The sequence below is a fragment of the Hydrogenophaga electricum genome (assembly GCF_030160815.1).
Taxonomy (GTDB): Bacteria; Pseudomonadota; Gammaproteobacteria; order Burkholderiales; family Burkholderiaceae_C; genus Hydrogenophaga; species Hydrogenophaga electricum.
Genome location: NZ_BSPB01000004.1, coordinates 18,540 through 30,822 on the forward strand (window position 1 = coordinate 18,540; position 12,283 = coordinate 30,822).

Below are 12,283 nucleotides of genomic sequence, written 5' to 3' on the forward strand. Positions count from 1 at the left end.
GTTTTTCGCCTCCTCCGTTCTTTTCCCCAGGTCCCCAGAGATGTCGCTCGCCGTCCGTATTGCCCAGCTCAACTTCGTGGTGGGCGACCTGCCGGGCAACGCCCGCCGCATCATCGATGCCGCCCGCCAGGCCCACGCCGACGGCGTGCGCCTGCTGCTCACGCCCGAACTGGCGCTGTGCGGCTATGCGGCCGAAGACCTGTTTCTGCGCCCGGCGTTCATCGACGCCTGCGATGCCGCGCTGCAGGCGGTGGCCGAGGGCGCCGCCGACCTGGCGGGGCTGCATATCGTGGTGGGGCACCCGAGCCGCGTGGCCCCGGGCAAGCGCGAACGCAGCGTCTCGGTCGCCGGCCTGCACAACGCCGCCACGGTGCTGTGCGCCGGGCAGGTGGTGGCGCGGTACGCCAAACGCGAGCTGCCGAACTACCAGGTGTTCGACGAGCGCCGCTACTTCCTGCCGGGCAACGAGCCCTGCGTGTTCGCCGTGCCGGGCGACGACGGCCAGCCGGTGCGCGTGGGCCTGCTGATCTGCGAGGACGCCTGGTTCGACACGCCCGCTGCCGATGCGAAAGCGGCTGGCGCCGACATCCTGGCCGTGATCAACGCCTCGCCCTTCCACGCCGGCAAGGGCGGCGAACGCGAAGCCACCATGCGCCAGCGCGCCCAGGTCACCGGCCTGCCGCTGATCTATGCGCACCTGGTGGGTGGGCAGGACGAGATCGTGTTCGAAGGCCGCAGTTTCGTGCTGGCGGCCGATGGTGCGCTGGCCGGCCGCGCCATCAGCTTTGAAGAGGCTTTGTTTGACGCTGCCTTCACACGGCAGGGGTCAGGCTGGGCCATCGAGGCCGGCACCGACCGTGCCCACAGCCCGGAAGCCGATCTCTGGCACGCGCTCGTGCTGGGCGTGCGCGACTACATCGGCAAGAACGGGTTCCCGGGGGCGATCCTGGGGCTGTCGGGCGGTATCGATTCGGCCCTGGTGCTGGCCATCGCGGTCGACGCGCTGGGCAAGGACAAGGTGCGCGCGGTGATGATGCCCTCGCCGTACACGGCCGACATCTCCTGGATCGATGCGCGCGACATGGCGGCCCGCCTGGGCGTGCGGTATGACGAGGTCTCCATCGCGCCCGAGTTCGAAGCCTTCAAGGCCTCGCTCGGGCCACTGTTCGAAGGCCGCGCGGAAGACACGACCGAAGAGAACATCCAGGCGCGCATTCGCGGCACCTTGCTGATGGCGCTGTCCAACAAGTTCGGCGCCATCGTGCTGACCACGGGCAACAAGAGCGAGATGGCCACCGGCTACTGCACGCTCTACGGCGACATGGCCGGCGGTTTTGCCGTCATCAAGGACGTGGTCAAGACCCAGGTGTTCAAGCTGGCGCGCTGGCGCAATGCGCACGACCCCTTCGGCACCGGTGCCGATCCGATCCCCGATCGCATCATCACCCGGCCACCCAGCGCCGAGCTGCGCCCGGACCAGACCGACCAGGACAGTCTGCCCGAATACGCCGTGCTCGACGCCATCATCGAGCGCTACATGGAAAACGACGCCAGCCCGGCCAGCATCGTGGCCGAGGGATACGCGCAAGCCGATGTCGACAAGGTGGTGCGGCTGATCCGCATCAACGAATACAAGCGCCGCCAGGCGCCCGTGGGCATCCGCGTCACGCACCGCAGCTTCGGCAAGGACTGGCGCTACCCCATCACCAGCAAGTACCGCAGCTGAACGGCCCCATGGCCCTTCAACCGGTGTAGACGCGTGGACATCGACTTCAGCCAGCTCACGGCCTACCAGCGCTACAAGCTGATGGCCAGCCTGATCGTGCCGCGGCCGATCGCGCTGGTGACCACGCTCAGCCCAGGCGGCGTGGTCAACGCCGCCCCGTTCAGCATGTTCAACATGCTGGGAGAAGATCCACCCCTTCTGATGCTCAGCATCAACCGCCTGGCCGGCGACGCGCTCAAGGACACGGCCGCCAACATCCGGGCCGAACGAGAGTTCGTCGTGCACATCGCGGACGAACCCATTGCCGAAGCCATGCACCGGTGCGGTGCCACGCTGCCGCGTTCGCAGAGCGAGCTGGACCTGGTCGGCCTGCACGCCTGCCGCAGCGCGCAGGTGCGTCCACCGCGCATCACCGAGGCCCCGGTGGCTTTCGAGTGTGTGCTGCACGAAACCCTCGAAAATCAGAGCCGGCACATCTTCATCGGCCGGGTGGTGCACCTGCATGCTCGCGAAGGCCTCGTCGACACCGAGACCTGGCGCGTGCGCCTGCAGGACTACTTCCCCGTGGGCCGGTTTGGTGCCAGCTTCTATACCCGCACGCGCGACCGCTTTGCCATGGAGACGCCGGCGGAGGCGACCTCCCACCACACGCCCATCGACGAAATCTGAGCTTGCCTGCGCGGACCGCGTCAGCGCGGGGCCGGAACGGTCACGTGCTTGTGAACGGGGCCGGAGAGCACCAGTGAGGTGGTGACGGCGCCGTGGACGGCCAGCGCATCGACCACACGCTCCAGATCGCCCGGGGCCGCGATCGCGCAGCGCACGACGAAACAGTCTTCGCCCGTCACGCGGTCGGCCTGCAGCACCTCGGGCATGCGCTCGAAGAGCGCGATATAGGGGCGGATGCCGCGGTGATCGGTCTGGATGCGGATGATGGCGATCAGCCCGATGCCGATGGCGCGCAGGTTGACGCGGGCGCTGTAGCCTTCGATGACGCCGGCATCCTCCAGCTTGCGCACGCGCTCGCTCATGGCGGGCTGCGAGAGGCCGACCTGTTTGCCGATGGCAGCCAGGCTCTGGCGGGCGTCCTGCTGAAGGGCGCGCAGGATCAGAAGGTCTTTGCGGTCAAGTTCCATGGGCTGGAGAGGGGCATTCGGTGCCGATGGATCATCGCCCGAGCGGGCCATTTTTCGATGAGTCGCCATGGGCGTAGGGGCGGGGAAGGCCTATCGTAGGCCATGCGGTCCCGCACGGTGCGGCCGCCGCTCATCTTCCTCAGGAAACCCCACCATGTCCCTGCAGCTCGTCGGCATGCTCGATTCCCCTTACGTCCGCCGCGTGGCGGTGGCGTTGCAATTGCTGGAACTGCCCTACCAGCACCGGCCCTTGTCGGTCTTTCGCGACGCCGAGGCCATGTCGCGTATCAACCCCGTCATCAAAGTGCCGGCCCTGGTGTGCGAGGACGGTCAGGTGTTGCTGGATTCGACGCTGATCATCGCGTACTTGGAGGAGCGCGCCGGGCGCGAACTGTTGCCCACCGAGGCCGCCGCCCGCTTGCGCGAACGCCGCCTCGTGGGGCTGGCGCTGGTGGCTTGCGAGAAAGCGGTGCAATGGGTGTACGAGCGCGACCTGCGGCCACCCGAGCGCTTGTACGTTCCGTGGCTCGAACGCGTGCAGGGGCAACTGGCGGCGGCCTGGCGCAGCCTGGAACAGGCGTTGGCCGAAGCACCGTTGCCGCATGGGGCAGCGGCGGACGTGGGGCAGGCTGCTCTGAGCCTGGCGGTGGCCTGGCGCTTCACCCGGCAACTGCTGCCAGGTGCGCTGGATCCGGCGATGTACCCCCGCACGCAGGCCTTGGCCGATGCGCTGGAGGCCATGCCCGCTTTTCGGGCCGTTCCCCACGACTGAACGCGCGCCATGCGGGGCGAGCGTGATACAGTTTTAAGGAAGTTTTTTTGTTCCCACCGTTCCCCGGAGACACCCGCATGAAGCAGATCACCGCCGTCATCAAACCGTTCAAGCTCGAAGAGGTCCGCGAAGCGCTGGCCGAGCAGGGTGTGACCGGCCTGACGGTGGTGGAAGTCAAGGGTTTCGGGCGCCAGAAAGGCCATACCGAGCTCTACCGCGGCGCCGAATACGTGGTCGACTTCCTGCCCAAGGTGAAGGTCGAAGTGGTCGTCAACGAAGCCGATGTCGACCGCTGCGTCGACGCCATCGTGCGTGCCGCACGCACCGGCAAGATCGGTGACGGCAAGATTTTTGTCACCCAGGTCGAGCGTGTGGTGCGCATTCGCACCGGTGAAGAGGACGAAGCCGCGGTCTGAGCGGCCTCAGATCTGTTCCAGCCGGTCGGCGGGCGTCACGCCCCCGGCCTGCACCAGTTCCGGCAGCAGACGCTGCCAGTCTGCGTCGATGCGCACCAGCTCCATCTGCCATGGACCCATAAACTGCTGGTCGACGCCGGTCTGCATGAAGTTCACCAGGCCGTCGTAGTAGCCGCCCTGGTTGAGCAGGCCGATGGGCTTGTCGTGGTAGCCCAGTTGGCGCCAGGTCCAGACCTCAAAAAATTCCTCGAACGTGCCGATGCCCCCAGGCAGCGCCAGGAAGGCATTGGCGTGTTCGGCCATCAGGCGCTTGCGCTCGTGCATGGTCTCGACCACATGCAGTTCGGTGCAGTCGTGGTTGGCCATTTCCTTGTCGACCAGGGCCTGCGGGATGATGCCCACCACCCGGCCGCCGGCTTCCAGTGTGGCGCGGGCCACCTCGCCCATGAGGCCGTTGCGTCCACCGCCGTAGACCAGTTGTCCGCCGTGTTCGCCGATCCAGCGACCCACGGCACGGGCGGTTTCGGCATAGGCGGGCTGTGCGCCGGGGCGCGAGCCGCAGTAGACGCAGAGGGAAAAAGCGGGTGCGGTGGCTGTCATGGCGTGCAGGGAGTGTCAGATCAGAGAAAACAGTGCCAGAGGGCGGCCGCCCAGATGCCGCCGCAGACCAGGAGGCTCAGCAGCACCGCCGCGCTGCCCATGTCTTTGGCGCGTTTGGACAGGTCGTGCCATTCGGGGCCGATGCGGTCAATGGCGCTTTCCACGCCGGTGTTCAGCAGTTCCACCACCATCACCATCACCACGGAGCCGGCCAGCAGCGCGACCTCCACCCAGGTGGTGCCAAGCCAGAAGGCCGCAGGCACCAGGGCCAGGGCGGCGAGCGCCTCCTGGCGGAAAGCGGTTTCCTGCCAGCCAGCTTGCAGGCCGGCCAGGGAGTAACCGAAGGCGTGGCGCAGGCGGCTGAAGCCGCGGCGCTGTTTCTGGGGGTTGACGGGAGTGTCGTTCACGGGTGGTTCAGGCCTGGAGCCATGGTCATCAGGGCGTCCACCAGCGTCGCCGGGCGCCCGCGGGTTCAGGGGGCTTGTGATGGATCAGGCGGGTGCCGGCGAGTGCATCGTGGACAAACTGCCTTTCCCTGTGGAAGCGCGAGAGCAGGGCCCAGATGGTGATCCAGCCCAGCATGACGACCGTCAGCTCACCGCCGGACAGCGACCACAGTCCTCCGACCGCCAGCGGCGGCAGAAACCACAGCCATGCCAGCGCGTAGCGCACCAGCGCACGCGCCTGGGAGACGGGGCGCCCGCGGTGGTCGACGAGCCGGATGTGCCAGGTTTTCATCGCCAGCGTCTGCCCGCGGGACCAGAACCAGACGAAATAGATCCCGAACACGACGAACAGGAAAGCCTGCTGCATGTGCCGATTGTCCAGCGCGTGGCGAGTCTGGGTCAGCGCGGAGAACAGGTAACCCGCGATGAACACAACGCCAAACATCAGCGTGCCTTCGTACATCCAGCATGCCATGCGCCGCATGAGGGGCGGGGCGGTGAGGTCCGGCTGGGTGGAGGAGACGGGCTCTGTCATGGTTCGGGGTGGCGAAACCCGGCATTGTCGCACCGTGCCGTGGCGTTCCGGCGACGGCCTGGTGATCGGTGATGCTTCATGGGCTGGCACTGATGAGATAATGCGCGTTGCACATAAAAAAGAGCAAACGGGTCAAGGTCCGGCGGGGTATGTGTCCGCTCATGTCCTTTGGCCTCAAGTCCCGACACCGCTTCACAAGAGTGGGTGAAGGGGCACCCAAGGTTTTTCGTCAGAGAAATTCTCGAAAGGTTGATCATGGAAATCTCCAAGGCCGAGCTGGCTTCTGCAGCCGCAGCCGGTGCGCCCGCCCAGGAACTGCGCGGAGCCGAAATCCTCGTCAAGACCCTGCAAGCCGAAAACGTCCAGTACATCTGGGGTTATCCGGGCGGTGCGGTGCTTCACATTTACGACGCCCTGTACAAGCAGGACACCATGCAGCATGTGCTGGTGCGCCATGAACAGGCGGCCGTGCACGCCGCCGACGGTTATGCCCGCGCCACGGGCGATGTCGGTGTGGCCCTGGTGACTTCGGGCCCGGGCCTGACGAATGCCGTGACCGGCATCGCTACCGCCTACATGGACTCCATTCCGATGGTGATCATCGCCGGCCAGGTGCCCACGGCGGCCATTGGCCTGGACGCTTTCCAGGAGTGCGACACCGTCGGCATCACGCGGCCTATCGTCAAGCACAACTTCCTGGTCAAGGATGTGCGTCAGATGGCCGAGGTGATGAAGAAGGCCTTCCACATTGCCCGCAGCGGCCGCCCCGGCCCGGTGGTGGTGGACATTCCGAAGGACGTGTCCTTCAACAAGACCGCTTACACGGGCTATCCCGAGTCGGTGGAGATGCGCTCCTACAACCCGGTGCGCAAAGGCCATGGCGGCCAGATCCGCAAGGCGCTGCAACTGTTGCTGTCGGCCAAGCGTCCCTACATTTACACCGGTGGCGGCGTTTTGCTGGGCAACGCGGTCAACGAGTTGCGCACGCTGGTGGACATGCTGGGCTATCCGGTCACCAACACGCTGATGGGCCTGGGCGCCTATCCGGCCACCGACCGCAAGTTCCTGGGCATGTTGGGCATGCACGGCACGCTGGAAGCCAACAACGCGATGCAGAACTGCGATGTGTTGCTGGCCGTGGGTGCCCGATTCGACGACCGCGTGATCGGCAACCCCAAGCACTTCGCTTCGGTGGACCGCAAGATCATCCACATCGACATCGACCCGTCGAGCATCTCCAAGCGCGTGAAGGTGGACGTGCCCATCGTGGGTGACGTCAAGGACGTGCTGACGGAACTGATCAGCATGGTGCGCGAGAGCAGCCACAAGCCCGACGAGAAGGCCTTGTCGGCCTGGTGGGAGTCCATTGAAGGCTGGCGCTCGCGCGACTGCCTCAAGTACGACCGGGGCAACACCGAAGTCATCAAGCCGCAGTTCGTCATCGAGACGCTGTGGAACATGACCCAGGACGCTGATGCCTACATCACGTCCGACGTCGGCCAGCACCAGATGTGGGCCGCGCAGTACTACCGCTTCAACCAGCCGCGTCGCTGGATCAATTCCGGTGGTCTGGGCACCATGGGGGTCGGTATTCCCTACGCCATGGGCATCAAGCTGGCCAAGCCCGAGAGCGAGGTCTACTGCGTCACGGGTGAAGGCTCGGTGCAGATGTGCATCCAGGAGCTGTCGACCTGCCTGCAGTACAACACGCCGATCAAGATCCTGTCGCTGAACAACCGCTACCTGGGCATGGTGCGCCAGTGGCAGGAGATCGAGTACTCCGGCCGCTACAGCCACAGCTACATGGATGCGCTGCCCAATTTCGTGAAGCTGGCCGAGGCCTATGGCCACGTCGGCATGCTGATCGAGCGGCCCCAGGACGTGGAGGGTGCGCTGCGCGAGGCCCGCAAACTCAAGGACCGCACCGTGTTCATGGACTTCCGCACCGACCCCACCGAGAACGTGTTCCCGATGGTCCAGGCCGGCAAAGGTATCACCGAGATGCTGCTGGGCGCCGAAGACCTGTAATGTCCCCGCCGCCGGTACCGTGATCGGTGCCGGCGGTTCCCTTCAGACGAATCTATTTGTCGCCAAGCCCGCGGCTTACCGGCCACGGGGGAGGGCGCAGAAAAGAGGAATCGCACATGAAACACATCATCGCTGTCCTGCTCGAAAACGAGGCAGGCGCTCTCTCCCGCGTGGTGGGCCTGTTCTCGGCCCGTGGCTACAACATCGAGTCGCTGACCGTGGCACCGACGGAGGATCCGTCGCTTTCGCGCATGACCATCCAGACCACGGGGTCGGACGACGTCATTGAGCAGATCACCAAGCACCTGAACCGCCTGATCGAAGTCGTCAAGGTGGTTGACCTGACCGAAGGGGCCTACACCGAGCGCGAGCTCATGCTGGTGAAGGTACGCGCCGTCGGCAAGGAGCGCGAGGAGATGAAGCGCATGGCCGACATCTTCCGCGGTCGCATCATCGACGTGACCGAGAAGAGCTACACCATCGAACTGACGGGCGATCAGGGAAAGAACGACGCGTTCCTGGAAGCGATCGACCGCAGCGCGATTCTCGAAACCGTGCGCACCGGCGCCTGCGGCATTGGCCGGGGCGAGCGCGTGTTGCGCGTCTGACCCAGTTCTCCGGGCGCAGCTGCATCGCTTTCGCTGGCGAGGCGGTGCCTGCAACGGGGCTCGGTCGGCCGGTGGCGCTGGGAAGCTGGCGCCACTCTCGTTACCATTGCTGGTTTTTTTCAAGATTTCAACCGGAGCAACCTCATGAAAGTTTTCTACGACAAAGACTGTGACCTCAGCCTGATCAAGGGCAAGACGGTCGCCATCATCGGCTACGGCTCACAAGGCCACGCCCACGCCCAGAACCTGAACGACAGCGGCGTGAAGGTCGTGGTCGGCCTGCGCAAGGGCGGCGCCTCCTGGGACAAGGTCGGCAAGGCCGGCCTGAACGTGCTCGAAGTGAACGACGCGGTGAAGGCTGCTGACGTCGTCATGATCCTGCTGCCCGATGAGCAGATCGCCGAGGTGTACAAAAACAACGTCGAGCCGAACATCAAACAGGGCGCCTCGCTGGCCTTTGCCCACGGCTTCAACGTGCACTACAACCAGGTCGTGCCCCGCGCCGACCTGGACGTGTGGATGGTCGCCCCCAAGGCCCCCGGCCACACCGTGCGCTCCACCTACGCTCAGGGCGGCGGCGTGCCCCACCTGGTGGCGGTTCACCAGGACAAGTCCGGCAAGGCCCGTGACCTGGCGCTGAGCTACGCCATGGCCAACGGCGGTGGCAAGGCCGGCATCATCGAGACCAACTTCAAGGAAGAGACCGAGACCGACCTGTTCGGCGAGCAGGCCGTGCTGTGTGGCGGTGCCGTCGAATTGATCAAGATGGGCTACGAAACCCTGACCGAAGCTGGCTACGCGCCCGAAATGGCCTACTTCGAGTGCCTGCACGAGCTCAAGCTCATCGTGGACCTGATCTACGAAGGTGGCATTGCCAACATGAACTACTCGATCTCCAACAACGCGGAGTTCGGTGAGTACGTGACCGGCCCCGAAGTGATCAACGACCAGTCTCGCGTGGCCATGCGCAACGCCCTCAAGCGCATCCAGAACGGTGACTATGCCAAGATGTTCATCCAGGAAGGTCGCCTGAACTACCCGAGCATGACCGCTCGCCGCCGCAACACCGCTGATCACAGCATTGAAGTGGTGGGTGCCCAGCTGCGTGCGATGATGCCCTGGATCGCCAAGAACAAGCTGGTCGACCAGACCCGCAACTGATCCCGGCGATACCCTGAGCCAAGGCCACTTCGGTGGCCTTGGTCATTTTCGGGCCTGTCCGGTGGCTTACACTGGCGAGCTGCGCGTGCGGGCCCATGCCTGTCACGCAGGCGGCGAGAACTTCATGCACGACGGAACCGATCCTCAACACGACTCTGTGGCCGACGCTCCCCGTCGACCCAAAAAGGGCATCTACATGCTGCCCAACATGATCACGCTGGCAGCGCTGTTCGGCGGCTTCTATGCGGTGGTCATGGCCATGAACGGGCGCTACGATCTCGCGACCACCGGCATCTTTGTGGCCATGGTGCTCGACAGCCTGGACGGCCGTGTGGCGCGCATGACGCACACGCAGAGCGCCTTTGGCGAACAGATGGATTCGCTGGCCGACATGGTGTCTTTCGGCGCCGCGCCCGCCCTCATCGCCTACGAGTGGACCCTGCGCGATCTGGGGCGCTGGGGCTGGATCGCAGCCTTTGTCTACTGCGCCTGCGCGGCTTTGCGGCTGGCACGCTTCAACGTCAACACCGGTGTCGTGGACAAGCGCTGGTTTCAGGGACTGCCATCGCCAGCTGCTGCAGCGCTGGTGGCTGGTTTCATCTGGCTGATGACCGACACCGAGGTGCCGGCCAACGAAGTTACCTGGATCATGTTCTGCCTGACGCTGTTGGCGGGCCTGACCATGGTGACCAACGTGCCGTTCTACAGTTTCAAGGACCTGAGCATCAAGAAAAGCGTGCCGTTTGCTGCCATCGTGCTGGTGGCCCTGGGCATTGCGGTGATCAACATCCATCCTCCCACCGTGCTGTTTGGCCTGTTCATCTTTTATGGCCTTTCCGGTTACGCCGTCTATGGCTGGCGCAAGGCCAAGGGCCGCCCCACCAGCGTCATCAGCACCTCGACCGACGAACCGGACGAGCGTGGGCTGCACGACTGAGTGCACCATCGCGCGCAATCTGTGCTACATTGATCGCTATGCAAAATCTGTCGCTAGCTCTACTACTGTTGTCCCACGGGCAGGCAAGGTAGCACACGTCAGTTTTTCTCTACCAGATCGGCCCGTATGCCTCCAGCAACGGGCCGTTTTCTTTTTTGCATGCAGGTTGCTGGTCGCTTTTCCTCCCCCTTGGAAGACCCGCACCATGCTCAAGCAGCCTGCCACCAAATACCGTCCCTTCGCCCCCATCGGTCTCCAGGACCGCACCTGGCCGGATGCCGTGCTGACCGAGGCGCCGATCTGGCTGTCCACCGATCTGCGTGACGGCAACCAGGCGCTGGTGGAGCCGATGGACGCGGCGCGCAAGCTGCGCATGTTCGAGCTGCTGCTGTCCATCGGCTTCAAACAGATCGAGGTCGGGTTTCCGGCCGCTTCGCAGATCGAATACGACTTCCTGCGCAAGCTGATCGACGAGAAGCGCATTCCCGATGACGTGACCATCCAGGTCATGACACCGGCGCGCGAGGAACTGATCGCGCGCACCATCGAAGCCCTGCGCGGGGCACCGCGCGCCATCGTGCACGTGTACAACGCGGTGGCACCGGCATGGCGCGAGGTGGTGTTCGGCATGACGGTGCCGCAGGTGATGGAACTGGTGGCGCGCAGCGTGACCCAGGTGCGGCGCCTGACCGACGCCGCGCCTCAGACCGTGTGGACGCTGCAATACTCGCCCGAGACTTTCAGCCTGACGGAGTTGGAGGTGTCGGCCCAGGCTTGCGAAACCGCGATCGCCGCCTGGGGCGAGGGACGTCCCATCATCCTCAATCTGCCGACCACGGTGGAGAACGCCACCCCCAATGTGTTCGCAGACCAGATTGAATGGATGAGCCGCCGTTTCGGTCAGCGGCCGGGCGTGGTGCTCTCGGTGCACCCGCACAACGACCGTGGCACCGGCACGGCCGCAGCCGAACTGGCGCTCATGGCTGGCGCGCACCGCGTGGAAGGTTGCCTGTTCGGCAACGGCGAGCGCACCGGCAACCTCGATATCGTCAACGTCGCGCTCAATCTCTATACGCAAGGTGTTTCGCCCGGACTGGATTTCTCGAACATCGACGAGATCCGTGCCACGGTTGAACACTGCAACCAGCTCCCTGTGCACCCGCGCCATCCTTACGTGGGTGATCTGGTCTACACCTCCTTCTCAGGCTCCCACCAGGATGCCATCCGGAAGGCGTTCGCCGCTCACGAGGCTGGCGACATCTGGGAGATTCCGTACCTGCCCATCGATCCGAAGGATTTGGGTCGCAGCTACGAAGCTGTGATCCGGGTGAACAGCCAGTCGGGCAAGGGTGGCATGGCCTACCTGCTCGAAAGCGAATACGGGTTGGCTTTGCCACGGCGCCTGCAGATCGAGTTCAGCCAGATCGTGCAGCGGGTGATGGATGTGCAGGGCAAGGAGCTCAGCGCGTCCGATCTCTGGCAAATATTCCGCGACGAATACCGCCTTGACACGGAAGACGGCCTCCAGCATCGGGTCCAGGAAGTGCAGGGCAGTGGCATTGACGCCGTGACGGTGCTGCACGGCGAGCTGCGCTGGCGCGGTGAAGCGCACGCCATTCGAGGGCGAGGGACCGGGCCGATCGATGCATTCAGCCGCGCCCTGGGCGAGGTCTGTGGCCATGCCATTCGCGTGGTCGATTACCACCAGCACGCCATGGGCGCCGGTGCCGATGCCCGCTCGGTGGCCTATGTCGAGATGCGGGTGGACGACTCCCGCACGTTGTTTGGCGTGGGTGTCGATGCCGACACCACGGCCGCCGCGCTGGCTGCGGTGGTTTCCGGCCTGGCGCGTGTGGCGGACCGTTCACCGGAGCAGGCACAATCCCAACCCGAGCCGGTCGCCGTGGCGGCCTGATAC

Annotated in this window: 13 protein-coding genes; 9 read left to right on the plus strand and 4 right to left on the minus strand. The window is 64.9% G+C overall.

The window, feature by feature from the left end; all coding sequences use genetic code 11:
* Positions 1 to 40 precede the first annotated feature (40 nt).
* Both QQK43_RS03750 and QQK43_RS03755 read left to right on the plus strand, forming a co-directional pair.
* Positions 41 to 1,726, plus strand: coding sequence for an NAD+ synthase (locus tag QQK43_RS03750; protein ID WP_284306747.1), 1,686 nt, complete (start codon positions 41 to 43; stop codon positions 1,724 to 1,726).
* 33 nt (positions 1,727 to 1,759) lie between these two features.
* Positions 1,760 to 2,395, plus strand: coding sequence for a flavin reductase family protein (locus QQK43_RS03755; protein ID WP_234265897.1), 636 nt, complete (start codon positions 1,760 to 1,762; stop codon positions 2,393 to 2,395).
* Positions 2,396 to 2,415: 20 nt separating this feature from the next.
* Here the strand turns inward: QQK43_RS03755 and QQK43_RS03760 are convergent, their stop codons facing one another.
* A complete protein-coding gene (locus QQK43_RS03760) occupies positions 2,416 to 2,862 on the minus strand; it encodes an Lrp/AsnC family transcriptional regulator (protein ID WP_234265896.1) in 447 nt (148 codons plus the stop codon).
* Between the two features lie 160 nt (positions 2,863 to 3,022).
* On the opposite strand from QQK43_RS03760, the gene QQK43_RS03765 reads away from it, so the two are divergent.
* Positions 3,023 to 3,634 carry a glutathione S-transferase family protein gene (locus QQK43_RS03765; protein ID WP_284306867.1) on the plus strand — a complete coding sequence of 204 codons (612 nt, stop codon included), beginning with the start codon at positions 3,023 to 3,025 and terminating at the stop codon, positions 3,632 to 3,634.
* Between the two features lie 77 nt (positions 3,635 to 3,711).
* Entirely contained in the window at positions 3,712 to 4,050 is a 339-nt protein-coding gene (locus tag QQK43_RS03770; RefSeq protein WP_234265895.1) for a P-II family nitrogen regulator, read from the plus strand.
* Positions 4,051 to 4,056: 6 nt separating this feature from the next.
* Here QQK43_RS03770 and QQK43_RS03775 read toward each other — a convergent pair whose 3' ends face one another.
* Genes QQK43_RS03775 through QQK43_RS03785 form a run of 3 tightly spaced genes read right to left on the minus strand, consistent with a single transcriptional unit; the run spans position 4,057 to position 5,631 of the window.
* A complete protein-coding gene (locus tag QQK43_RS03775) occupies positions 4,057 to 4,650 on the minus strand; it encodes an LOG family protein (RefSeq protein ID WP_234265894.1) in 594 nt (197 codons plus the stop codon).
* Positions 4,651 to 4,670: 20 nt separating this feature from the next.
* A complete protein-coding gene (locus QQK43_RS03780; protein ID WP_234265893.1) occupies positions 4,671 to 5,057 on the minus strand; it encodes a diacylglycerol kinase in 387 nt (128 codons plus the stop codon).
* Between the two features lie 28 nt (positions 5,058 to 5,085).
* Positions 5,086 to 5,631 carry an RDD family protein gene (locus QQK43_RS03785; protein ID WP_234265892.1) on the minus strand — a complete coding sequence of 182 codons (546 nt, stop codon included), beginning with the start codon at positions 5,629 to 5,631 and terminating at the stop codon, positions 5,086 to 5,088.
* Between the two features lie 255 nt (positions 5,632 to 5,886).
* Between QQK43_RS03785 and QQK43_RS03790 the strand changes: the two genes are divergently transcribed.
* From QQK43_RS03790 to leuA, 5 genes are all read left to right on the plus strand, one after another.
* Positions 5,887 to 7,659: an acetolactate synthase 3 catalytic subunit gene (locus QQK43_RS03790; RefSeq protein ID WP_234265891.1), complete on the plus strand. Its 1,773-nt coding sequence runs from the start codon at positions 5,887 to 5,889 to the stop codon at positions 7,657 to 7,659.
* Between the two features lie 116 nt (positions 7,660 to 7,775).
* A complete protein-coding gene (ilvN, locus tag QQK43_RS03795; RefSeq protein ID WP_234265890.1) occupies positions 7,776 to 8,267 on the plus strand; it encodes an acetolactate synthase small subunit in 492 nt (163 codons plus the stop codon).
* Positions 8,268 to 8,411: 144 nt separating this feature from the next.
* Complete coding sequence (ilvC, locus tag QQK43_RS03800; protein ID WP_234265889.1) at positions 8,412 to 9,428, plus strand: ketol-acid reductoisomerase; 1,017 nt, start codon at positions 8,412 to 8,414, stop codon at positions 9,426 to 9,428.
* A 124-nt stretch (positions 9,429 to 9,552) separates the two neighbouring features.
* Positions 9,553 to 10,365, plus strand: coding sequence for a CDP-diacylglycerol--serine O-phosphatidyltransferase (pssA, locus tag QQK43_RS03805; protein WP_284306748.1), 813 nt, complete (start codon positions 9,553 to 9,555; stop codon positions 10,363 to 10,365).
* A gap of 205 nt (positions 10,366 to 10,570) precedes the next feature.
* On the plus strand, positions 10,571 to 12,280 hold the full coding sequence (gene leuA, locus QQK43_RS03810; protein ID WP_284306749.1) for a 2-isopropylmalate synthase: 1,710 nt from the start codon (positions 10,571 to 10,573) through the stop codon (positions 12,278 to 12,280).
* The last annotated feature ends 3 nt before the right edge of the window (positions 12,281 to 12,283 follow it).

Excerpts from the sequence above, each read along its gene's own strand:
- QQK43_RS03750 (WP_284306747.1), top strand. The coding sequence starts at position 41 with ATGTCGCTCGCCGTCCGTATTGCCCAGCTCAACTTCGTGGTGGGCGAC.
- QQK43_RS03760 (WP_234265896.1), bottom strand. The coding sequence starts at position 2,862 with ATGGAACTTGACCGCAAAGACCTTCTGATCCTGCGCGCCCTTCAGCAG.
- QQK43_RS03770 (WP_234265895.1), top strand. The coding sequence starts at position 3,712 with ATGAAGCAGATCACCGCCGTCATCAAACCGTTCAAGCTCGAAGAGGTC.
- QQK43_RS03775 (WP_234265894.1), bottom strand. The coding sequence starts at position 4,650 with ATGACAGCCACCGCACCCGCTTTTTCCCTCTGCGTCTACTGCGGCTCG.
- QQK43_RS03785 (WP_234265892.1), bottom strand. The coding sequence starts at position 5,631 with ATGACAGAGCCCGTCTCCTCCACCCAGCCGGACCTCACCGCCCCGCCC.
- QQK43_RS03790 (WP_234265891.1), top strand. The coding sequence starts at position 5,887 with ATGGAAATCTCCAAGGCCGAGCTGGCTTCTGCAGCCGCAGCCGGTGCG.
- ilvN (WP_234265890.1), top strand. The coding sequence starts at position 7,776 with ATGAAACACATCATCGCTGTCCTGCTCGAAAACGAGGCAGGCGCTCTC.
- ilvC (WP_234265889.1), top strand. The coding sequence starts at position 8,412 with ATGAAAGTTTTCTACGACAAAGACTGTGACCTCAGCCTGATCAAGGGC.
- pssA (WP_284306748.1), top strand. The coding sequence starts at position 9,553 with ATGCACGACGGAACCGATCCTCAACACGACTCTGTGGCCGACGCTCCC.
- leuA (WP_284306749.1), top strand. The coding sequence starts at position 10,571 with ATGCTCAAGCAGCCTGCCACCAAATACCGTCCCTTCGCCCCCATCGGT.